We start from the raw sequence: 21,128 nt of genomic DNA, 5'->3' as shown, positions 1-21,128 counted from the left end.
ATGCGCGCGGGCGTGCGAGTCGGCATCGACGTCGGCACGGCGCGCATCGGCGTCGCCCGCAGCGATCTGCACGGGATGCTCGCGACCCCCGTCGAGACGGTCGCACGGGGCGATGGCGACCTCGAGCGGATCGTCGAGCTCGTCAGGGAGCTCGACGCGGTGGAGATCGTCGTGGGGCTGCCGATCGCGCTCTCGGGCACCGAGACGGCGTCGACAGCGGATGCCCGCGCCTTCGCGACGGGCGTCGCGCGGCTCGGACTGGCGCCCGTGCGCCTCGTCGACGAGCGGCTCTCGACGGTCTCCGCTCACTCCGCCTTGCGGGGCGCGGGCCGCAGTTCGAGGCAGTCGCGCTCGGTCGTCGATCAGGTTGCCGCCGTTATAATTCTGCAGCACGCCCTCGACTTCGAGCGCTCCGCGGGTCGACCGCCGGGCGCCGTCGTCGACCCGGACGAAGGACCATAGATGGCGAACGAACCGAGCTGGGAAGACTTCTTCACGACCCAGCCCGACGAGCGGTCAGCGCCGCAGCAGGCCGCTCCCGTTCCGGGGGAGCAGTTCCCGCCGCAGCCGGCGTCGCCGACTCCCACCGCTCAGTATCCGGCCATGCCTCAGGCCGCAGCTGCCGCCAGCGACCAGGACGAGGATCCGTTCGGTGGTCTCTTCGGCCCGGCCGATCCGGCACCCGGTACCGCGGGCGCCCCGCTGAGCCGTCGAGAACTCCGCGAGAACGAGGGTCGCCGCGGGCGCGGTGCGGGCGGCGGGTCAGGTCGCGGCTCGGGCGGTGGAGGTCGCGGGTCAGATTCGGGATATCCCCGGGCGCCGCGCAAGCGAAACCTGCTGTGGCTCAAGATCACGCTGCCTATCGTCATCGTCCTCGGCGGACTGGGTGGCGCCGCGGCCTTCGTGTGGGCCAATTATGAGGAGCAGGTCCGCGAGCTGCTGGGCTGGGAGCTCCCCAACGACTACGAGGGCAGCGGGAACGGCGAAGAGGTCATCGTGACAATCCAGTCCGGTGATATCGGCGCAGACGTGGCGAATACGCTGCACCAGGCCGGAGTCACGATGACGTTCGACGCCGTCTACGACATCCTGCTCGAAGACGACTCCATCGGCTTCCTTCCCGGCAACTGGCGCCTCCAGAAAGAGATGAGCGCCGAGTCGGCGATCGCCGCGCTGCAGGACCCCGCCAACAAGGTCACGAACGAGCTCCTCATCACCGAGGGGGCGGTCCTGCCGGACGTGCTCGAGATCATCGCCGAGACGACCGGCATCCCGCTCGCCGACGTGCAGGCTGCAGCGGCGAACCCGCAGGCCTACGGCGTGCCCGCCGAAGCACCCTCGCTCGAGGGCTACCTGTTCCCGGCGACGTACCAACTGGAGGGAACGGAGTCGGCGCAAGACATCCTGCAGCTCCTGGTAAACACGATGTTCGAGCACCTCGACGCCTTCGGTGTCGCGCCCGATCAGCGCCACCAGGTGCTGACGATGGCGTCGATCATCCAGCGCGAGGCCGGATGGAACATCGACGACTTCTACAAGGTCTCCCGCGTTTTCTACAACCGGCTGGACCAGGGGATCAACCTCGAGTCGGACGCGACCGTCGCCTACGGCACGGGGAACCTCCACACGGTGTGGACGACGGACGAGGAGCGCGCGGACGCGAGCAACCCGTACAACACGTACGCCAACCCCGGCATGCCGATCGGCCCGATCGGTCTCCCCGGCGATGACGCCATCTCCGCTGCGCTGAACCCGGCGGACGGTCCGTGGCTGTTCTTCGTGCCCATCAATCTCGCCACCGGGGAGACGGTGTTCTCGGAGACCGTCGACGAGCACCAGGCCGCGGTCGACCAGCTCCTCGCCTGGTGCGACGCGAGCGCGGAGAACGCCGCGTACTGTGAGTGATCCGCGCACGCGGCTCGCGGTGCTCGGCTCGCCCATCGCCCACTCGAAGTCGCCCCTGATCCAGCGCGCCGCCTATCGCGAACTCGGCCTGGACTGGAGCTACGAGGCCGTGGAGATGACCGGCGACCGGCTGCCGGTCTTCGTCGACTCCCTGGATGGGTCGTGGCGCGGACTGTCGCTCACCATGCCGCTGAAGCGCGACATCCTCCCGCTCCTCGACCGCGCGCACCCCATGGTCGAGCGGGTCGGCGGGGCGAACACGGTGCTCTTCGCCGACAACGAGGTGCAGGGCTTCAACACCGACGTGCTCGGCGCGGTCGCCTCATTGCGCTCCGTCGGCGTGGAGTCGCTCGAGTCGGTGACGCTCCTCGGTGCCGGGGCCACCGCAGCCTCCGTCCTCGTCGCCGTCGGCGAGCTCGGTGCTCGACGGGCGGTGGTCTGCGCTCGCACACCCGCTAAAGCGCTCGGCCTCGTGGCGCTCGGTGAGCAGGAGGGCATCGAGGTCGTCGTGCGGGAGTGGTCGGCCGACGTGGGTCCGGGCATCCCTGACGCGGTGATCAGTACGGTGCCGGGCGGTCAGAACGATCTGGTGTTCCCGGAAGCGGTGCGCGCCTCGAGCGTGCTCTTCGACGTGGCGTACGACCCGTGGCCGAGCGCGCTGGCGCTCGCGTGGCAGGAGGCGGGCGGTGCCGTCGTGTCCGGCCTGGAGCTCCTGCTGCAGCAGGCCGTCGGGCAGGTGCGCATCTTCGTCGGCGGCGACCCGGATGCCCCGCTGCCCGACGAGCCGCGAGTGCTCGAGGCGATGCGCGCCGCCGTCGCCTGAGCCGTCGCCGCGCTGTGGGAGGATTGGCGCATGCTTCGTTGGTTGACGGCCGGAGAGTCGCACGGTCCTGAACTGATCGCCATCCTCGAGGGGCTCCCCGCGGGCGTTCCCATCTCGCCGGAGGCGATCCAGGAGGACATGCACCGGCGGTCCCTCGGCTATGGCCGCGGGGCTCGGATGAAGTTCGAGCAGGACGAGCTGACCATCTCGGGCGGCATCCGGTTCGGCGCGACCATGGGCAGCCCCGTCGCCCTGCGGATCGGCAACACCGAGTGGCCGCGCTGGGTCGACGTGATGAGTGCCGTGCCCGTCGATCCCGAGACCCTGCCCAAGGGGCGCGGGGCCTGGCTCACCCGGCCGCGACCGGGCCACGCCGACCTCACCGGCATGCAGAAGTACGACTTCCCCGAAGCGCGGAACGTCCTGGAGCGCGCGAGCGCGCGGGAGACCGCGGCGCGCGTCGCGCTCGGAGCAGTCGCTCGCGCCTTCCTCCGTGCGCTCGGCATCGAGATCGTGAGCCACACGCTGTCGATCGGCACGGTGCGCGTGCCCGACGGTTCGCCTCTCCCCGGCCCGCTCGACGTGCCCGGTCTCGACGCCGACCCGCTGCGCTGCTTCGATTCCGCAACATCGGAGGCGATGGTGGCCGAGGTCGACCGCGCCCACGATGACGGCGATACGCTCGGCGGGGTCGTCGAGGTTCTCGCGTACGGTGTCCCCCCGGGCCTCGGCTCGTACGTGCACTGGGATCGCCGCCTCGACTCGCAGCTCGCGGCCGCGCTCATGGGCATCCAGGCCATCAAGGGCGTCGAAGTCGGCGACGGCTTCGAGACGGCGCGGCGCCGGGGATCGCAGGCCCACGACGAGCTCGTCATCGGCCCCGACGGCATCACCAGGCTGACCGACCGGGCCGGCGGCACGGAGGGGGGCATGAGCACGGGAACTCTCCTGAGGGTTCGCGCCGCCATGAAGCCAATCTCGACGGTGCCTCACGCCCTGCGAACCGTGGACGTTGCCACGGGCGCCGCTGCTGAAGCCCACCACCAGCGCTCCGACGTGTGCGCGGTGCCCGCAGCCGGTGTCGTCGCGGAGGCGATGGTCGCCCTTGTCCTTGCGAACTCCGTCCTCGAGAAGTTCGGGGGAGACTCGCTCGCGGAGACGAAGCGCAACCTCGACGCCTACCTCGCGGCAATTCCCGACGCGCTCGTGACGGCGAGGTCGTCGCAGGGTGAGTGACCGCGCCCTCCTCGTGCTCATCGGCGCGCCCGGGGCGGGCAAGACCCGTACCGGCAAGCGACTGTCGAAACTCCTGGGTGCCCCTCTCATCGATACGGACAGCACGGTCGTCTCCGGGCACGGTCCCATCGCGAAGATCTTCGAGGAGCACGGCGAGCCGCACTTCCGCGCTCTTGAGCGTGCCGCGGTGGCTGCGGCCCTGCGCGAGCCTGCGATCGTCACGCTCGGCGGGGGAGCGGTGCTCGACGCCGAGACGCAGGCCGACCTTGAGGGACTGCCGGTCGTGCAGCTCACTGTGCGACCCGACGCGGTCGAGAAGCGCATCGCGAACGGGAAGCGGCCGCTCGTGTCATCCGGGATCGACGCGTGGGCGGCGCTCGTCGCCTCCCGACAGCCGATCTACGACCGCCTGTCGCAGCTGACCATCGATACCTCCGACGTGCCCCTCGACTCCGTCGCCGTGCGCATCGCCGACTGGCTGGAGACCCGACGCCATGACTGAGACCACCGTCATCCCCGTGACCGGTACGAACCCGTACGACGTGCTCATCGGCCGGGGCCTCCTCGGCTCGATCGCCGACCAATTGGGCCCGCGCGTCGCCAAGGTGCTCATCGTGCACCCGCCCACTCTGGGGGCGAAGGCGGCGGAGCTCCGCGAGAGCCTGCTCGACAGGTTCGAGGTCTACCTGGCCGAGGTCCCGGATGCCGAAGACGCCAAGCGCGTCGAAGTCGCCGCGTTCTGCTGGCAGATCATGGGCCAGACCGACTTCACCCGCACCGACGCAGTGATCGGGCTCGGCGGGGGAGCGACGACCGATCTCGCGGGTTTCGTCGCCGCGACGTGGTTGCGGGGCGTGCGGCTCATCCAGTGCCCGACGAGCGTGGCCGGCATGGTGGATGCCGCGGTCGGAGGCAAGACGGGCATCAATACCGCGGAGGGCAAGAATCTCGTCGGCTCGTTCTACGCGCCGGCCGCCGTCGTCGCCGACCTCGATCTCCTCGACACCCTGCCGCGGAACGAGATTCTCGCCGGCTTTGCGGAGATCGTGAAGTGCGGCTTCATCGGGGAACCCGAGATCCTCGACATCATCGAGCGGGACCCGGATGTCGCGACAGACCCGCACAGCGACGAGTTCCGGCGCGTCGTCGAGCTCTCCGTCGCGCTCAAGGCGCGCGTGGTGAGCGAGGACTTCACCGAGTCGGGACTGCGCGAGATCCTGAACTACGGGCACACCCTCGGTCACGCCATCGAGCACGCGGAGCGCTACCGCTGGCGCCACGGCGCCGCGATCTCCGTGGGCATGGTGTTCGCCGCCGAGCTCGGCCGCATCGCGGGATCGCTCAGCGACGAGGTGGTCGACCGCCACCGCAGCATCCTGAGCTCCCTCACCCTGCCGACCGAGTATCCGGTCGGGCGCTGGCAGACGCTGCTGGCTACCATGCAGCGCGACAAGAAGGCCAGGGCCGGGATGATGCGCTTCATCGTCCTGGATGACGTGGGCAAGCCGACCGTGCTCGCCGGGCCCGAGGAGGCCCTGCTCTTCGCTGCCTACCAGGAGGTCGGCTCGTGACCGTCGCCTCGGCGCTGTGGTCGTTTGCCCTCCTGGCGGGGCTGCTCACCATCATCCCCGGGCTCGACACCGCGCTCGTGCTGCGCTCGTCCCTCACCCAGTCGCGCAGCCACGCCTACGCGACGGCCTTCGGCATCTGCTCGGGGTCGTTCGTGTGGGGCGCGGCCGCAGCCGTCGGTGCCGCCGCCCTGCTTGCGGCCTCGGAGCTCGCGTTCACGATTCTCAAGCTCGCCGGCGCGGCGTACATGGTCTACCTCGGAGTCACGATGCTCGTCGCGAGCTTCCGGCGCCGCGACGAGGAGGTCTCACTGCCCGTCGTGAAGCCGGCGCGCTCCTACCTCGCGTCCTTCGGCAAGGGAGCGCTCACGAACCTCCTCAACCCGAAGGTGGGCGTGTTCTACATCGCCCTCATCCCGCAGTTCATCCCCGAGGGCGTCTTCCCGCTCGGGATGGGGCTGCTGCTTGCGCTCGTGCACGTTCTCGAGTCCCTTGTCTGGTTCTCGGCCATCATCCTCGCGACGCAGTTCGCCCGGAAGTGGCTCACGAGCCCGAAGGTCGTGCGGTGGATCGACCGCGTCACGGGAGGCATCCTGATCGGATTCGCCGCGCTGCTCGCGCTCGAGTCGCGGCCCGCCGTGTGAGCGGCCCCCGATACACTCGGTTCTCGTGACCACCGTCCTCGTCCTCAACGGCCCCAATCTCGGCCGCCTCGGCAGCCGCGAGCCCGATGTCTATGGCAGCGGCACGCTCGAGGACCTGCGCGCGTCGCTCGAGTCTACGGCGACCGAGGGCACGACGATCGACCTCCGGCAGACCAACGACGAAGCAACCCTCATCGGGTGGCTCCACGAGGCTGTCGACGCCGGTCAGCCGGTCATCCTGAACCCGGCGGCCTTCACGCACTACTCCTACGCGCTGCGGGATGCCGCGGCGCTCGTGACCAAGGCCGGGCTGCTCCTGGTCGAGGTGCACCTCTCGAACCCGCACGCACGGGAGGAGTTCCGGCACACGAGCGTCATCTCGGCGGTGGCGACGGGCGTCATCGCCGGATTCGGCTTCGACAGCTACCGGCTGGCGCTGGACCTCATCGAGCGGCGACTCGGGTAGACTCGATCGCCGGTTTCCCCTGACGAACGGACAGAACACCCTCATGGCCTCTACCGCTGACATTCGCAACGGCGTCGTCCTCAACATGGACGGCGGACTCTGGAGCGTCATCGAGTTCCAGCACGTCAAGCCCGGCAAGGGCGGGGCGTTCGTGCGTACCAAGGTGAAGAACGTGCTCACCGGCAAGGTCGTCGACCGCACGTTCAACGCGGGAGCGAAGATCGAGATCGAGACCGTCGACCGTTCCGACTTCCAGTACCTGTACAACGACGGCGACAACTTCGTCTTCATGGATCTGGGCACGTACGACCAGATCACCCTGTCGCCGGCGCAGGTCGGCGACGCCGCCAACTTCATGCTCGAGAACCAGACCGTGACGATCGCGCAGAACAACGGCAGCCCGCTCTACGTCGAGCTCCCGGCCTCCGTGGTCATGGAGATCACGTACACGGAGCCCGGCCTTCAGGGAGACCGCTCCACCGGCGGCACGAAGCCCGCGACGGTCCAGACGGGCTACGAGATCCAGGTCCCGCTCTTCCTCGAGACCGGCACCAAGGTCAAGGTCGACACCCGCGACGGCAGCTACCTCGGTCGCGTCAACGACTGATGTCGTTGACTATCTCGAGGAGCAACTGATGGGTGCCCGGTCCAAGGCGCGCAAGCGGGCCCTCGACGTCCTCTACGGAGCCGACGTCCGCGGCGAGTCGATCAACGAGGCTCTGGCGGCGGAAGCGCTCCGGGCCGCCGCCGACCCGAAGCGCGCCTCCTCCTGGGACTACGCCCGCACGATCGTGGCCGGCGTCGCGGAGCACGGCGATGAGATCGACGAGCTCATCGAGACGTACGCCCAGGGCTGGAGCATCCCGCGCATGCCCGCGGTGGACCGCGCTCTCCTGCGCATCGGCGTGTGGGAGATCCTCTTCAACGACGAGGTCCCCGACAGCGTCGCGATCGCCGAGGCGGTCGAGTCCGCCGGCGCGCACAGCACGGATGACTCGGCCGGTTTCGTGAACGGACTGCTCGGCCGCATCGCCGCCACCCGCGCCTGAACCACCGGCCTAGAGCCGCCGCCACCCGCGCACGAGCGCGACGTCGAAGACCTTCGGGTGGGGCGCGACGTGCTCGAACTCGTACACGGTGAGCATGAGCTGCATGGGGTACCCGGGTGCCTGGGGGCTCTCGTGGACGAGTTCGTCGTCGATGTAGAAGCGACTGCGGCCGGGCATCCATTCGACCGCATAGTCGTGCCAGTCCGTCCCGTCGCCGTCCAATCGGACCTTGACGAAGTCGTCGCGGAGAGCGGGATCGCCCCAGGGATGGATGCCCAGCCCGACGAGCGCGTGGTCGTCGGCGACCTCGCGCCCGAAGACCTCCATGACGCACAGCTCGCCCGACCGCTCGGGGGACTTCTCGTCGCCGATGAGGTACAGGGCGACCATCGCCGCAGCATCCCGCGTCGCGCGCGCCCGGAGCTCGACGACGCCACCGGTGGGCGTGTAGAGCCACTCCTCGGCCTGCTCCTCGCGCACGACGAGGTCGTCCCGAAAGCGCAGCTGGCCGTCCGGGGAGCCCACCCGGCCGGAGCGCGAGCCGGTCTGGAGCGCCGTGGCGCGAAGGGGGCCGTCCCACTCCTCGGCCCACGGCGCCTGATCCTCGTCGATGCGAAGCCGTAGCCCCGAGCCGACCTCGAAGCGCGCCGCCGTCGCCGCGCGACTCGACCAGTGCGGGAGGTAGTACGGGAACCAGTGCGCGGTGTCGAGCTCGGCGGTGCTGAAGTCGTCGGAGAACTCCAGCACCAGCCCTGATCTGTCGAGGGTCGCCATGCCGCCACTCTGCCCCCAGCCTCCGACGAAACATTTCGCCGCGTTACGTCGCGATTGGGCCATACGCCGCGTGCTTCCCTACCGTCGAGGTATGCCCTCCACCGACGCGAGCCCCACGGCGCCCGCGCTCTCGGTGTCCCTCGACGGGGTCGGCCGATCCTTCCCGGCCTCGACGGCGGGGGAGCCCGATCGCCGCGTCCTGCGCGACATCTCCCTCGAGATCGCACCGGGCGAGATCATCTCGCTCCTCGGTCCCTCCGGGTGCGGCAAGTCGACGCTTCTTCGCCAGGTGAGCGGGCTCGACCGCCCCGACGAGGGGGTCGTGACCATCGACGGCTCGCCGCTCGTCGGCATCGACCAGCGCTGTGCAATCGGCTTCCAGGAGCCGCGACTGCTGCCCTGGCGCACGCTCGAGCAGAACGTCGCCCTCGGCCTGCCGCACGGCACACCCCGGTCGGCGGGCCGCGAGCGCGTGTCACAGCTGCTCGACCTCGTGCAGCTCGGCGACGCCAAGCACCTCCGTCCGCGGCAGGTGTCCGGGGGGATGGCCCAGCGCGCGTCCCTGGCCCGCGCCCTGTCGCGCGGCCCCGGAGTGCTCGTCCTCGACGAGCCGTTCGGAGCTCTCGACGCCCTTACGCGGCTCACTATGCAGGATCTCCTGCTGGAGATCCACGCCGCGGAGCCCGCGACGATCCTCCTCGTCACGCACGACGTCGACGAGGCGCTCTACCTCTCCGACCGCGTGGTCCTGCTCGGCACAGAGCCGGGGGAGCGCGCGGGATCGGGGGCGGTCATCCGCTCGATCATCACCGTGCCGGGGTCACGCCCCCGCGACCGCGGCGACAGCACTCTCGCTCACTTGCGTGCCGAGCTCCTCCAGGGCCTCGGCGTCTCGATCCACCATCCTGCCCACACATTCTGAGGACACAGCATCATGAGACTGACCACGAAGCTCCTTCCGATCACCGCCCTTGCCGCGGCCGCAGCCCTCGCGCTCTCCGCCTGCGCGGGCGAGGGATCGGGTGTTGCGCCCGAGCCGGAGTCGACCCTTCCGGGCGAGTGGAGCGCCGACGTGCTGAACATCGACTTCGCGACGTACAACCCGCTCAGCCTCATCATCAAGGACCAGGGCTGGCTAGAGGAGGCCACCGACGGCAAGGTCCAGGTCAACTGGATCCAGTCCGCCGGCTCGAACAAGGCCAATGAGGCTCTGCGCGCCGGCGCCATCGACGTGGGCTCGACCGCGGGTTCGGCCGCCCTCCTCGCGCGATCGAACGGCTCGCCGATCCAGACCATCGACATCTACTCGCAGCCCAACTGGGCAGCGATCCTCGTCCCCGCCGGCTCGACGATCACGAGCGTCGAGGAGCTCGCGGGCAAGTCCGTCGCCGCGACGAAGGGGACGGACCCGTACTTCTTCCTGCTCCAGGCGCTCGGCGAGGCCGGTCTCTCGATCGACGACATCACGCTGCAGAACCTCCAGCACGCTGACGGCAAGGCGGCGCTCGAGTCCGGCGCGGTGGATGCCTGGGCGGGCCTCGACCCGCTGCTCTCGACGAGCGTCGCGACCGCCGGCTCCCAGATCATCTACGACAACATCGACTTCAACAGCTACGGCTTCCTGAACGCGACGGAGTCGTTCATCGAGAAGTCGCCGGACCTCGCCCAGCTCGTCGTCGACGCTTACGAGAAGGCGCGCGAGTACGCCGTGGCCAACCCGGAAGAGACCGCCGCCATCCTCGCCGAGGTCGCGGGCATCGACCCGGAGATCGCGAGCTCCGTGATTCAGGACCGCACCAACCTCGAGGTCGACCCGGTTCCGGGCACAAAGCAGCACGACGTGCTCGCCTTCATCGGCCCGATCTTCGTCGAGTCGGGGGATGTCGCGAGCCAGGACCTCATCGACGCCGCCCTCGAGTCGCTCTTCAACACGACGTTCATCGATAACGCGGACCCGTCGGTCATTGGCTAGAAGCACGTCGAGAACGGTCGCAGCCGACTCCACCACGGAGCCGGCTGCGACCCTCGTCCAGTACTCCTCGCAGTTCGGCTACTCGGCCGCGGGGACCGCGACCGGGCAGCGTCGACGCGGCGGGAGCGGTCGCCGCAGCCCCTGGCTCATTGCCCTCGGAGCGGTACTGCCGCTCCTCATCCTGGGCTTCTGGCAGCTGACCGCGAGCCTGCAGTGGGTGCCGGCCTACCTGCTCCCGTCGCCGGCGAGCGTGTGGTCCGCCGCCGTCGACCTCGCCGAGCGCGGGTACCTGTGGACCGATGTCGGCATCTCGGTGCAGCGGGTTCTGATCGGATTCGGAGTCGGCGCTGCCGTCGGTCTCGTGCTCGGCTCGGTCGTCGGCCTCTCTCGCGTCGCGAGTGCGTTCTTCGCCCCGACGGTCGGCGCACTCCGGGCCGTGCCCTCGCTCGCGTGGGTGCCCCTCCTCGTCCTCTACATCGGCATCAACGAGGACTCGAAGGTCACGCTCATCGCCATCGGCGCGATGTTCCCGGTCTACACGACCGTTGCGGGAGCGCTGCGCCACGTCGACCCGCACCTCGTCGAACTCGGCGGAGCGTACGGGCTGGGCCGCTTCCAGCTCCTGCGCCAGGTGCAGCTGCCGGCGGTCGTGCCGAGCGTCGTATCGGGCCTGAGGCTGGCTCTCGCCCAGTCGTGGCTCTTCCTCGTCGCCGCCGAGCTCATCGCTTCGTCGATGGGCCTCGGCTTCCGACTGCTCGATTCCCAGCAGAACGGCCGCATCGACCGGATGTTCCTGGTGATCATCCTGCTGGGCATCCTCGGCAAGACGACGGATGCCCTGATCGGACTGCTCGAGAGGTACCTCCTCAAGCGCTGGGGTTAGCCCGCGCGTCCGGTATGCTTGAGGCAACCAGACATCCTTTAAGTTCCGTCCTGTGAGGCGGGGAAGGAGGTCAGAGTGACTGCACGCGCTGTGTTGCAGCAGGCTGACATCGCCCGAGCGTTGACTCGGATCTCCCACGAGATCCTCGAGTCCAATCGGGGCTCCTCCGATCTGGTCATCCTCGGCGTTCCCACTCGGGGAGTCCTTCTCGCGGAACGCATCGGGCGCATCCTCGATGACATCGAGCCGGGCGCCGGCACGGTGGGTTCGCTCGATGTCACGATGTACCGCGACGATCTCGCCAGGAATCCCACTCGCGCTCCCGCACCGACCGAGATCCCGGCGGGCGGCATCGACGGCAAGACGGTCGTTCTCGTCGACGACGTGCTGTACTCCGGTCGGACCATCCGGGCGGCCCTCGACGCGCTCAGCGACCTCGGTCGGCCCCGCGCTGTGCGGCTCGCCGTGCTCGTCGATCGAGGGCACCGGGAGCTGCCGATCCGCGCCGACTTCGTCGGCAAGAACCTCCCGACCTCGGCGGACGAGCGCATCAACGTACGGCTCGTCGAACTCGACGGCTCCGAGGAGGTGACGATCCAGTGAGGCACCTCCTGTCCACTGCCGATCTCTCGCGCGATGCCGCAATCACGATGCTCGATCTCGCGGAGGACATGGCGGATGTCGCCACCCGCGAGGTGAAGAAGCTGCCCACGCTGCGCGGGCGCACGGTCGTCAATCTCTTCTTCGAGGACTCCACGCGCACGCGGGTCTCGTTCGAGCTCGCCGCCAAGCGGTTGAGCGCGGACGTCATCAACTTCAGCGCGAAAGGGTCGAGCGTCTCCAAGGGCGAGAGCCTCAAGGACACGGCCCAGACGCTCGCGGCGATGGGCGCCGACGGGGTGGTGATCCGTCACTCCGCGTCGGGCGCGCCCCGGGTCCTCGCGGAGAGCGGGTGGATCGATGCGGGAGTGGTCAACGCCGGCGACGGCACGCACGAGCATCCCACGCAAGCGCTCCTCGACGCCTTCACGATGCGGCGCCGGCTCCACGGCAACGCCTCGCGCGGTAAGGGACTCGACGGAGTACGGGTCGTGATCGTGGGCGACATCCTGCACTCGCGCGTGGCGCGCTCTAACGTCTGGCTGCTCGCGACGCTCGGCGCCGAGGTCTCGCTCGTCGCTCCCGCGACGCTCCTGCCGGTTTCAACGAGCGAGTGGCCCGTGACGGTCGGCTACGACCTCGATGCCGCGATCGCCGACGCACCCGATGTCGTGATGATGCTGCGCATCCAGGCCGAGCGGATGAACGCGGCCTTCTTCCCGAGCGCCCGCGAGTACTCGCGCGAGTGGGGGCTCGACGACGAGCGGGTCGCCCGACTGCCAGCGGATACCATGGTCATGCACCCCGGGCCCATGAACCGCGGTCTCGAGATCTCGGCGGGAGCGGCCGACTCGCCCCGCTCGACCGTGCTCGAGCAAGTCGCCAACGGGGTATCGATAAGGATGGCCGTGCTGTATCACCTACTCTCCGGAAGCGACTCGTGAGCCTGCTGGTGAGGGGGGCGACCCTCCCCGACGGATCCCGACGCGACCTCTCGATCGCTGACGGCCGTTTCGTCGAGTCCTCGGATGCCTCGGCGACGGTCATCGACGCCGACGGGCTGCTCGCCCTCCCGGGCCTCGTCGACCTCCACACGCATCTCCGGGAGCCGGGGTTCGAGCAGAGCGAGACCGTCCTGACCGGGTCGCGCGCTGCCGCCGCGGGGGGCTACACCGCGGTCTTCGCGATGGCGAACACGAGCCCCGTCCAGGACACCGCTGGCGTGGTGGAGCAGGTCCAGTCGCTCGGCGAGCGACACGGCTACGTCACCGTGCGGCCCATCGGCGCCGTCACCGTCGGTCTTGCGGGGGAGCGCCTCGCCGAGATCGGCGCGATGGCGCAGTCGCGGGCCCGGGTGCGGGTGTTCTCCGACGACGGGCACTGCGTGCACGACCCCCTACTCATGCGCCGCGCGCTCGAGTACGTGACGACCTTCGGAGGCGTCGTCGCCCAGCACGCTCAGGAGCCCCGTCTGACCATCGGCGCCCAGCTCAACGAGGGCGCGCTCTCGAGCGAGCTCGGGCTTGCCGGCTGGCCCGCGGTGGCCGAGGAGTCGATCATCGCCCGCGATGTCCTCCTGGCGCAGCACGTCGGCGCGCGACTGCACGTCTGCCACGTGTCGACGGCCGGCTCGGTCGAGGTGATCCGCTGGGCGAAGGCGCGCGGCATTCGGGTGACGGCTGAGGTGACGCCGCACCACTTGCTGCTGACTGAGGAGCTCGCTCGCGGCTACGACTCCCGCTTCAAAGTCAATCCGCCGCTGCGGCGCGACGAGGACGTCGTCGCTCTCCGTGAGGCCCTCGCGGACGGGACGATCGACATCGTTGCCACCGACCACGCCCCGCATCCCGTCGAGGCGAAGGAGTGCGCGTGGGATGAAGCGGCTAACGGAATGGTCGGGCTCGAGTCCGCCCTGTCCGTCGTGCAGGCGGCAGTCGTCGATACGGGCCTGCTGGAGTGGAGCGACGTCGCCCGGGTGATGTCCTCGACTCCCGCGGCGATCGGTCTGCTCGCCGGCTACGACTCGCCCTTCTCGGTAGGCTCGCCCGCCCACGTCACGCTCGTCGATCCGACGGCGCACCGGTCGTTCTCGACTGCCGACCTCCACGGCAAGTCGGTCAATTCTCCCTACCTCGGTCGAGACCTTCCCGGGCGGGTTATCGCCACGGTGCATGAAGGCCGGCCGACCGTGCTGGACGGCGTGCTCCTGGCTCCGGAGCAGGTCGGAGCCGACCGTGTCTAGGGAGTTCCTCCTGGTCCTCGTGCTCGCCCTCCTGGTTGTGCTGCTCGTCCTCCTTCCCGTGGGCTGGTTCGCCCGCCGCCGTCGGCAGGGCGCGCTGGCCGCTCCCGCGGAGGTGCCTGCGTCACTCGGCGCGAGCCGGGGGAGCTTTGCCGGGAAGTACGTCGCGACGACGGCATCCGGCGACCCGTACGACCGCATCGCCGTGCACGGACTCGGTTTCCGCAGCAACGTCGAGGCGGCAGTCACGGACGACGGAGTGCTCCTCGCTCGTCCGGGCGAGCCCGACACCTGGATCCCGCGCGCCGACCTGCGCTCGCTCGATCGCGCGACGTGGACGATCGACCGCGTCGTCGAGCCCGACGGCCTCCAGGTCGTCGACTGGATGCTCGGCTCCCGACGCGTCGCGACCTACCTCCGCCTCGACGACCCGACCGGCTTCGACGCCGCTCTGACCCCGCTGATCCCCACGACCGAAAGGCAGGCCTCGTGACCTCCGCCCTGACCGATCCCGCAGTTCTCGTCCTCGAGGATGGCACCCGATACTCCGGGCGCGCCTACGGGGCGCGCGGGCGAACGCTCGGAGAGGTCGTCTTCGCGACGGGAATGACCGGCTATCAGGAGACCCTCACCGACCCGAGCTACGCGGGCCAGATCGTCGTGATGACGGCTCCCCACATCGGCAACACCGGAGTCAACGACGAGGACCCCGAGTCCTCGCGAATCTGGGTGAGCGGCTACGTGGTGCGCGACCCCAGCCGGGTCGTGTCGAACTACCGGGCGGACGGCTCGCTCGACGACCAGCTCGCCGAGCAGGGGATCGTCGGTATCTCGGGCGTCGACACGCGGGCGGTGACTCGGCGGATTCGGGATGCCGGCGCCATGCGCGGCGGGGTCTTCTCCGGCGAGGATGCCGCCCTCGCGCCGGACGAGCAGCTCGAGCTGGTCCGATCCGGTGCGGAGATGACGGGCCGCAATCTGTCTGCCGAGGTCTCGACGGTCGACGGCTACGTGATCCCCGCCGCTGGGGAGCGCATCGGCAACCTCGCCGTCCTCGATCTCGGCGTGAAGACGTCTACCTTGAACTACCTCGCGGAGCGGGGCTTCGAGGTGCACGTGCTCCCGCAAACCGTGACCCTCGAGGAGGTGCTCGCCCTCGAGCCGGTCGCTGCCTTCTTCTCGAACGGACCCGGAGACCCCGGGGCCTCCGACCAGCACGTCGAGCTGCTCCAGGGCATTCTCCGCGAGAACGTGCCCTTCTTCGGCATCTGCTTCGGCAACCAGCTCCTCGGCAGGGCCCTCGGGTTCGGCACCTACAAGCTGCCGTTCGGCCACCGCGGGATCAACCAGCCCGTCCTCGACCGCGAGACGGGCCGCATCGAGGTCACGAGCCACAACCACGGGTTCGCCGTGCAGGCCGAGATCGGCGACATCCTCGAGTCCTCCACCGGCTTCGGCCGCGTCGAAGTGAGTCACGTCAACCTCAACGACAACGTCGTCGAGGGACTTCGCGCCCTCGACATCCCCGCCTTCTCGGTTCAGTACCATCCGGAGGCGGCGGCCGGTCCGCACGACTCCAACTACCTCTTCGACCGCTTCCGCGACATGGTTCTCGCGCACACGAAGGACAGCAAGTAATGCCCAAGCGGAGCGACATCCAGTCCGTTCTCGTCATCGGTTCCGGCCCGATCGTCATCGGCCAGGCGGCCGAGTTCGACTACTCCGGCACGCAGGCCTGCCGGGTTCTGCGCGAGGAGGGCGTGCGCGTCATCCTCGTCAACTCCAACCCGGCGACGATCATGACCGACCCGGACTTCGCGGACGCCACGTACGTCGAGCCCATCACGTGGGAGGTCATCGAGACGATCATCGCGAAAGAGAAGCCCGACGCGATCCTGCCGACGCTCGGTGGGCAGACCGCCCTCAACGCGGCGATCGACCTGCACAAGCACGGCATCCTGGAGAAGTACGACGTCGAGCTGATCGGCGCGAACTTCGAGGCGATCAACAAGGGCGAGGACCGCCAGATCTTCAAGCAACTGGTCATCGACGCAGGCGCCGACGTCGCCAAGTCGTACATCGCCCACACGCTCGACGAGGCGATCGAGTACGCGGACGATCTCGGCTACCCGCTCGTGATCCGGCCGAGTTTCACGATGGGCGGCCTCGGGTCGGGGTTCGCGTACTCGCGCGAGGAGCTCGTGCGGATGGTCACCGACGGCCTGCACCAGAGCCCGACGACCGAGGTGCTCCTCGAGGAGTCGATCCTCGGCTGGAAGGAGTACGAGCTCGAGCTCATGCGCGACACCGCCGACAACACCGTCGTCGTGTGCTCGATCGAGAACGTCGACCCGGTCGGCGTCCACACGGGCGACTCCATCACCGTCGCGCCCGCGCTCACGCTCACCGACCGCGAGTACCAGAAGCTGCGCAACATCGGCATCGACATCATCCGCGCCGTGGGCGTCGACACCGGCGGCTGCAACATCCAGTTCGCCGTGGACCCCAAGACCGGACGCGTGATCGTCATCGAGATGAATCCGCGGGTCTCCCGCTCGAGCGCGCTCGCGTCGAAGGCGACGGGCTTCCCGATCGCGAAGATCGCCGCGAAGCTCGCGATCGGCTACCGGCTCGACGAGATCCCGAACGACATCACGCGAGTGACGCCCGCGAGTTTCGAGCCGACGCTCGACTACATCGTCGTCAAGGTACCGCGGTTCGCCTTCGAGAAGTTCCCCGCTGCGGACACGCGCCTCACGACGACCATGAAGTCCGTCGGCGAGGCCATGGCGATCGGTCGCAACTACTCGACCGCCCTCCAGAAGGCGCTGCGCTCGCTCGAGAAGCGCGGGTCGAGCTTCCACTGGGCGGGAGAACCGGGCGACAAGGCTGCGCTCCTCGAGATCGCGGCGAAGCCGACCGATGGCCGCATCGTCGTGGTCCAGCAGGCGATGCGTGCGGGGGCGACCGTTGACGAGGTCTTCGAGGCCACCGGGATCGACCCATGGTTCGTCGATCAGATCGCGCTCATCAACGAGGTCGCGGATGCCATCGCCGGGGCTGACTCGCTCGACGAGACCGTCCTCCGCCTCGCGAAGGACCACGGTTTCAGCGACGCGCAGATCGGCCAACTGAGAGGGATGCCCGAGGCCGAGGTCCGGGCGTTGCGCTGGAGCCGCGACATCCGGCCCGTCTACAAGACCGTCGACACGTGCGCGGGGGAGTTCCCGGCGCTCACGCCCTACCACTACTCGAGCTACGACTCCGAGACCGAGGTGGCCCCGAGCGATCGCCGCAAGGTCGTGATCCTCGGCTCGGGACCCAACCGGATCGGCCAGGGGATCGAGTTCGACTACTCGTGCGTACACGCGTCCTTCGCCCTCGCTGATGCGGGGTTCGAGACGATCATGATCAACTGCAACCCCGAGACGGTCTCCACCGACTACGACACGAGCGACCGGCTCTACTTCGAGCCGCTCACGCTCGAGGACGTGCTCGAGGTGATTCATGCGGAGTCGCGGTCGGGCGAGCTCGTCGGCGTCGTCGTCCAGCTCGGTGGGCAGACGGCTCTCGGGCTGGCACAGGGGCTCAAGGACGCTGGTGTTCCGATTCTCGGCACCACCCCGGAGGCCATCGATCTCGCGGAGGAGCGCGGGCTCTTCGCGGGCATCCTGCACGACGCGGGGCTGCTCGCGCCGCGCAACGGCACGGCGATCGATCAGGCCGGCGCTGTCGAGATCGCCGAGGAGATCGGCTACCCGGTCCTCGTCCGACCCAGCCACGTGCTCGGGGGACGCGGCATGGAGATCGTCTACGACACCGAGTCCCTCGTGGACTACTTCGAGCGGGTCAAGGACCAGGCGATCATCGCCCCTGGTTCACCGCTCCTCGTCGACCGGTTCCTGGATGACGCGATCGAGATCGACATCGACGCGCTCTTCGACGGCGACGAGCTGTACATCGGCGGGATCATGGAGCACATCGAGGAGGCGGGCATCCACTCCGGCGACTCGGCGTGCACCCTCCCGCCCGTCACTCTCGGGCGCGACGTCATCAATCGAGTACGTGAGGCGACGCTCGCGATCGCCCGGGGCATCGGTGTGCGGGGGCTGCTCAACGTGCAGTTCGCGATCGGTCAGGGCATCCTGTACGTCCTGGAGGCGAACCCGCGGGCCTCTCGCACCGTGCCGTTCGTCTCGAAGGCGCTCGGCATCCCGCTCGCGAAGGCCGCCTCTCTCGTGATGGTGGGGCGGAGCATCCGCTCGCTCGTCGCCGACGGTCTGCTGCCGGAGCAGGACGGGTCCCTCGTGCCGATGGACTCGCCCGTCTCGGTCAAGGAGGCGGTGCTGCCCTTCAAGCGCTTCCGGACGGTCGAGGGCCACGTCGTCGACTCCGTGCTCGGGCCGGAGATGCGCTCCACCGGGGAGGTCATGGGTATCGACTCGAACTTCCCGCGCGCCTTCGCCAAGAGCCAGGAGGCGGCGTACGGCGGCCTGCCCGCGAGCGGTGCCGTGTTCGTCTCGGTCGCGGATCGCGACAAGCGAGCGATCGTCCTGCCCGTGCTGCGGCTGAGCCAGCTCGGATTCACGATCCTCGCCACGGAGGGAACGGCCGAGGTCCTCGCGCGCAACGGCATCGAGGCCCGAGTGGTGCGCAAGTACTCGATGGGCCAGGAGGTCGTGCCGGGGGAGCCGTCCATCGTCGAGCTCATCAACGCAGGGGAGGTCGACGTCGTCATCAACACGCCGAGCGGACGCAGCGCTCGCGCCGACGGCTACGAGATCCGCACGGCGACCGTGGCCGCCGACAAGCCGATCTTCACGACGATCGCCCAGCTCGGCTCCGCGGTGGCCTCGTTCGAGGCCATCCAGGACGGCTTCGAGGTCCGCTCGCTGCAGGACTACGCCCGAGACCGGGTCGCCCGTCGGGAGGCGGCCCATGCCTGACTTCGGCTCCCGGCTCGCGGCGGTCCTGAGTGATCGGGGACCGCTGTGCCTGGGGATCGACGCGCATCCCTTCCTGCTCGCGCAGTGGGGGCTCGACGATTCCCCCGCCGGGGCGCGTGAGTTCGGCCTCGCAGCGGTCGAGGCTGCGGCCGGACGAGTCGGGGTCGTGAAGCCGCAGGTGGCCTTCTTCGAGAGGCACGGCAGCGCCGGGTACTCGGCACTCGAGGACGTCCTCGCCGCCGCTCGAGAGTCCGGGCTCCTCGTGATCGCCGATGCCAAACGGGGCGACATCGGCTCGACCGTCGAGGCGTACGGCCAGGCGTGGCTCACGCCCGGTTCGCCGCTCGAGGCGGACGCACTGACGGTTGTCGCTTATCAGGGCGTCGGCTCGCTCGGCGAGCCCCTGGCGCTCGCGCGCGAGCACGGCAAGGGCCTCTTCGTGCTCGCCGCCACGAGCAATCCGGAAGCCGTCGCCACGCAGACCGCGGTTCGCTCCTCAGGAACGACGGTGGCGGCGGGAGTCGTGGACGAGGTGGCCGCACTCACCCGGGGCTCGGCGCTCGGGAGCATCGGCGTCGTCATCGGGGCGACTGTCGCACTCGACGACTACGGCGTCTCCCCGGAATCCCTCGAGCGCATCCCCGTTCTCGCGCCCGGCTTCGGTGAGCAGGGTGCGCGGTTGTCGGATCTCGGTCGGCTGTTCGGGTCGGCGAGCGGGGGAGTCGTGGCCAACGTCGGCCGGGGCATCCTGCGCGCCGGCCGCGCCGGACTCGCGGATGCTCTGTCCGCGGCCGCAGCGGAAGCGCGGGCTGCCGCATGAGCCCCCGTCCCATCCCTCCCGACGTCGATCGCGCCGCGGCCTCGAGGGCCGCAGTAGCGGCGCGGAGGGCGCGGGCCGCCGTGAAGGCCTCGGTGGCCGATCGGTCGCGCTCTGCGCTGCACGTCGCGGAGGCGGCGTGGTCCGACGCGGAGAGCGCCGAGGCGGGGCTGCGCGTGACCGAGCTGCTCACGAGCATCCCGACCCTCGGCCCGACGCGAGTGGAGCGGGCCATGGAGCGCCTCGCGATCTCTCCGCGCAAGCGACTCGGCGGGCTCGGTATCCGCCAGCGCGAGAAGCTGCGCGACTTCCTCGCCGACCGTGAGGGCCCGCAGCCCGCGCGACTGACCGTGCTCGCCGGTCCCACGGCGGTCGGGAAGGGCACCGTGTCTGCGTACATCCGCGAGAACTACCCGGACGTCCTGCTGAGCGTCTCGGCGACGACGCGCCGTCCTCGGCCCGGAGAGGTCGACGGCGTGCACTACTACTTCGTCTCCGACGAGGAGTTCGACCGGATGATCGAGACCGGGGAGTTGCTCGAGTGGGCGACCGTGCACAACTCCTATCGGTACGGGACGCCCAGGCCGCCGATCGACGCCGCCCTCGCAGAGGGCAAGCGCGTGCTCCTGGAGATCGACCTGCAGGGTGCCCGATCCGTCCGCGCTGTCATGCCCGAAGCACTCTTGGTCTTCCTGCTGCCCCCGTCGTGGGAGGAGCTCGTGCGACGGCTCATCGGTCGCGGCACCGAATCAGCCGAGGAGCAGCAGCGTCGCCTTGAGACGGCGAAGGTCGAGCTCGCAGCGCAGGACGAGTTCGACGCGCAGGTCGTGAACACCGAAGTCTCCGAAGCGGCGCGAGAAGTCGTAGAATTGATGGATGCGCCTTTTTCGCGCAACGATTTCCCTGAACGAGGAGCATTAAGTGGCTGACAAGCACGCCGGAATCATCGACCCGCCCATCGACGAGCTGCTGTCGAAGGTCGACTCCAAGTACCAGCTCGTAATCTTCGCGTCGAAGCGCGCCCGACAGATCAACGACTACTACGCCGACCTCCACGAGGGCAGCCTCTTCGACAACGTCGGCCCGCTCGTCGACTCCACGATCGACGACAAGCCCCTCTCGGTGGCTCTCCACGAGATCAACGAGGACAAGCTCGAGCTCAAGCGCCTCTCGGCCGAGTAGTCGCCGGTCTCGGAACTCCCGGAC

General features: G+C 69.3%; 23 protein-coding genes. 22 read left to right on the top strand and 1 reads right to left on the bottom strand.

Translation table 11 applies throughout. The features are described from left to right. The 10 genes from ruvX to nusB are packed head-to-tail and all read left to right on the top strand — an operon-like array spanning position 1 to position 7,691. The gene (ruvX, locus tag Q5716_RS07310; protein ID WP_305002421.1) at positions 1-462 is read left to right on the top strand and encodes a Holliday junction resolvase RuvX; all 462 of its coding nucleotides are present in this window, start codon (positions 1-3) and stop codon (positions 460-462) included. Next, the gene (gene mltG, locus Q5716_RS07305) at positions 463-1,905 is read left to right on the top strand and encodes an endolytic transglycosylase MltG (protein ID WP_305002420.1); all 1,443 of its coding nucleotides are present in this window, start codon (positions 463-465) and stop codon (positions 1,903-1,905) included. Continuing rightward, positions 1,898-2,728, top strand: coding sequence for a shikimate dehydrogenase (locus Q5716_RS07300; RefSeq protein ID WP_305002419.1), 831 nt, complete (start codon positions 1,898-1,900; stop codon positions 2,726-2,728). Before mltG ends, Q5716_RS07300 begins: the two co-directional genes overlap by 8 nt. A gap of 30 nt (positions 2,729-2,758) precedes the next feature. Beyond that, complete coding sequence (gene aroC / locus Q5716_RS07295) at positions 2,759-3,964, top strand: chorismate synthase (protein ID WP_305002418.1); 1,206 nt, start codon at positions 2,759-2,761, stop codon at positions 3,962-3,964. Continuing rightward, positions 3,957-4,466, top strand: coding sequence for a shikimate kinase (locus Q5716_RS07290; protein ID WP_305002417.1), 510 nt, complete (start codon positions 3,957-3,959; stop codon positions 4,464-4,466). Before aroC ends, Q5716_RS07290 begins: the two co-directional genes overlap by 8 nt. Then, positions 4,459-5,535, top strand: a complete 1,077-nt coding sequence (aroB, locus tag Q5716_RS07285) for a 3-dehydroquinate synthase (protein WP_305002416.1) — start codon at positions 4,459-4,461, stop codon at positions 5,533-5,535. The genes Q5716_RS07290 and aroB overlap by 8 nt, the downstream gene beginning before the upstream one ends. Further along, positions 5,532-6,176, top strand: coding sequence for a LysE family translocator (locus tag Q5716_RS07280; protein ID WP_305002415.1), 645 nt, complete (start codon positions 5,532-5,534; stop codon positions 6,174-6,176). The genes aroB and Q5716_RS07280 overlap by 4 nt, the downstream gene beginning before the upstream one ends. Positions 6,177-6,201: 25 nt before the next feature. Next, the gene (locus Q5716_RS07275; protein WP_305002414.1) at positions 6,202-6,642 is read left to right on the top strand and encodes a type II 3-dehydroquinate dehydratase; all 441 of its coding nucleotides are present in this window, start codon (positions 6,202-6,204) and stop codon (positions 6,640-6,642) included. Positions 6,643-6,685: 43 nt separating this feature from the next. Further along, positions 6,686-7,249 carry an elongation factor P gene (efp, locus tag Q5716_RS07270; RefSeq protein ID WP_305002413.1) on the top strand — a complete coding sequence of 188 codons (564 nt, stop codon included), beginning with the start codon at positions 6,686-6,688 and terminating at the stop codon, positions 7,247-7,249. Between the two features lie 28 nt (positions 7,250-7,277). Beyond that, complete coding sequence (nusB, locus tag Q5716_RS07265; protein ID WP_305002412.1) at positions 7,278-7,691, top strand: transcription antitermination factor NusB; 414 nt, start codon at positions 7,278-7,280, stop codon at positions 7,689-7,691. 9 nt (positions 7,692-7,700) lie between these two features. Here the strand turns inward: nusB and Q5716_RS07260 are convergent, their stop codons facing one another. Further along, positions 7,701-8,465 (bottom strand): glycoside hydrolase family 16 protein, encoded by a 765-nt coding sequence (locus tag Q5716_RS07260; RefSeq protein ID WP_305002411.1) that lies wholly within the window; start codon positions 8,463-8,465, stop codon positions 7,701-7,703. Positions 8,466-8,556: 91 nt separating this feature from the next. Here Q5716_RS07260 and Q5716_RS07255 point away from each other — a divergent pair, with 91 nt between their 5' ends. From Q5716_RS07255 to rpoZ, 12 genes are all read left to right on the top strand, one after another. Then, on the top strand, positions 8,557-9,387 hold the full coding sequence (locus Q5716_RS07255) for an ABC transporter ATP-binding protein (RefSeq protein WP_305002410.1): 831 nt from the start codon (positions 8,557-8,559) through the stop codon (positions 9,385-9,387). 12 nt (positions 9,388-9,399) lie between these two features. Further along, positions 9,400-10,437 carry an aliphatic sulfonate ABC transporter substrate-binding protein gene (locus Q5716_RS07250; protein WP_305002409.1) on the top strand — a complete coding sequence of 346 codons (1,038 nt, stop codon included), beginning with the start codon at positions 9,400-9,402 and terminating at the stop codon, positions 10,435-10,437. Further along, entirely contained in the window at positions 10,430-11,320 is an 891-nt protein-coding gene (locus Q5716_RS07245) for an ABC transporter permease (protein ID WP_305002408.1), read from the top strand. The genes Q5716_RS07250 and Q5716_RS07245 overlap by 8 nt, the downstream gene beginning before the upstream one ends. Before the next feature lie 75 nt (positions 11,321-11,395). After that, positions 11,396-11,923, top strand: coding sequence for a bifunctional pyr operon transcriptional regulator/uracil phosphoribosyltransferase PyrR (gene pyrR / locus Q5716_RS07240; RefSeq protein ID WP_305002407.1), 528 nt, complete (start codon positions 11,396-11,398; stop codon positions 11,921-11,923). Then, entirely contained in the window at positions 11,920-12,864 is a 945-nt protein-coding gene (locus Q5716_RS07235) for an aspartate carbamoyltransferase catalytic subunit (RefSeq protein ID WP_305002406.1), read from the top strand. The genes pyrR and Q5716_RS07235 overlap by 4 nt, the downstream gene beginning before the upstream one ends. Next, complete coding sequence (locus tag Q5716_RS07230; RefSeq protein WP_305002405.1) at positions 12,861-14,162, top strand: dihydroorotase; 1,302 nt, start codon at positions 12,861-12,863, stop codon at positions 14,160-14,162. The genes Q5716_RS07235 and Q5716_RS07230 overlap by 4 nt, the downstream gene beginning before the upstream one ends. Continuing rightward, positions 14,155-14,652: a PH-like domain-containing protein gene (locus tag Q5716_RS07225; RefSeq protein ID WP_305002404.1), complete on the top strand. Its 498-nt coding sequence runs from the start codon at positions 14,155-14,157 to the stop codon at positions 14,650-14,652. The genes Q5716_RS07230 and Q5716_RS07225 overlap by 8 nt, the downstream gene beginning before the upstream one ends. Then, entirely contained in the window at positions 14,649-15,797 is a 1,149-nt protein-coding gene (carA, locus tag Q5716_RS07220; RefSeq protein ID WP_305002403.1) for a glutamine-hydrolyzing carbamoyl-phosphate synthase small subunit, read from the top strand. The genes Q5716_RS07225 and carA overlap by 4 nt, the downstream gene beginning before the upstream one ends. Then, positions 15,797-19,105, top strand: a complete 3,309-nt coding sequence (gene carB, locus Q5716_RS07215) for a carbamoyl-phosphate synthase large subunit (RefSeq protein WP_305002402.1) — start codon at positions 15,797-15,799, stop codon at positions 19,103-19,105. The genes carA and carB overlap by 1 nt, the downstream gene beginning before the upstream one ends. Beyond that, positions 19,098-19,925 (top strand): orotidine-5'-phosphate decarboxylase, encoded by an 828-nt coding sequence (gene pyrF / locus Q5716_RS07210; RefSeq protein ID WP_305002401.1) that lies wholly within the window; start codon positions 19,098-19,100, stop codon positions 19,923-19,925. The genes carB and pyrF overlap by 8 nt, the downstream gene beginning before the upstream one ends. Continuing rightward, positions 19,922-20,851: a guanylate kinase gene (gene gmk, locus Q5716_RS07205; protein WP_305002400.1), complete on the top strand. Its 930-nt coding sequence runs from the start codon at positions 19,922-19,924 to the stop codon at positions 20,849-20,851. Before pyrF ends, gmk begins: the two co-directional genes overlap by 4 nt. Next, positions 20,844-21,104, top strand: coding sequence for a DNA-directed RNA polymerase subunit omega (gene rpoZ / locus Q5716_RS07200; RefSeq protein ID WP_305002399.1), 261 nt, complete (start codon positions 20,844-20,846; stop codon positions 21,102-21,104). The genes gmk and rpoZ overlap by 8 nt, the downstream gene beginning before the upstream one ends. The last annotated feature ends 24 nt before the right edge of the window (positions 21,105-21,128 follow it).

This window comes from Antiquaquibacter soli (assembly GCF_030580675.1).
Classification (GTDB): domain Bacteria; phylum Actinomycetota; class Actinomycetes; order Actinomycetales; family Microbacteriaceae; genus Rhodoglobus; species Rhodoglobus soli.
Note: the sequence above shows the minus strand (reverse complement) of the source record. Positions and strands in the feature narration are given on the sequence as shown.

What these genes read in the sequence shown, in the direction of transcription:
- ruvX (WP_305002421.1), top strand. Translation starts at nt 1, where the DNA reads ATGCGCGCGGGCGTGCGAGTCGGCATCGACGTCGGCACGGCGCGCATC.
- mltG (WP_305002420.1), top strand. Translation starts at nt 463, where the DNA reads ATGGCGAACGAACCGAGCTGGGAAGACTTCTTCACGACCCAGCCCGAC.
- aroC (WP_305002418.1), top strand. Translation starts at nt 2,759, where the DNA reads ATGCTTCGTTGGTTGACGGCCGGAGAGTCGCACGGTCCTGAACTGATC.
- aroB (WP_305002416.1), top strand. Translation starts at nt 4,459, where the DNA reads ATGACTGAGACCACCGTCATCCCCGTGACCGGTACGAACCCGTACGAC.
- efp (WP_305002413.1), top strand. Translation starts at nt 6,686, where the DNA reads ATGGCCTCTACCGCTGACATTCGCAACGGCGTCGTCCTCAACATGGAC.
- nusB (WP_305002412.1), top strand. Translation starts at nt 7,278, where the DNA reads ATGGGTGCCCGGTCCAAGGCGCGCAAGCGGGCCCTCGACGTCCTCTAC.
- Q5716_RS07260 (WP_305002411.1), bottom strand. Translation starts at nt 8,465, where the DNA reads ATGGCGACCCTCGACAGATCAGGGCTGGTGCTGGAGTTCTCCGACGAC.
- Q5716_RS07255 (WP_305002410.1), top strand. Translation starts at nt 8,557, where the DNA reads ATGCCCTCCACCGACGCGAGCCCCACGGCGCCCGCGCTCTCGGTGTCC.
- Q5716_RS07250 (WP_305002409.1), top strand. Translation starts at nt 9,400, where the DNA reads ATGAGACTGACCACGAAGCTCCTTCCGATCACCGCCCTTGCCGCGGCC.
- carB (WP_305002402.1), top strand. Translation starts at nt 15,797, where the DNA reads ATGCCCAAGCGGAGCGACATCCAGTCCGTTCTCGTCATCGGTTCCGGC.
- pyrF (WP_305002401.1), top strand. Translation starts at nt 19,098, where the DNA reads ATGCCTGACTTCGGCTCCCGGCTCGCGGCGGTCCTGAGTGATCGGGGA.
- gmk (WP_305002400.1), top strand. Translation starts at nt 19,922, where the DNA reads ATGAGCCCCCGTCCCATCCCTCCCGACGTCGATCGCGCCGCGGCCTCG.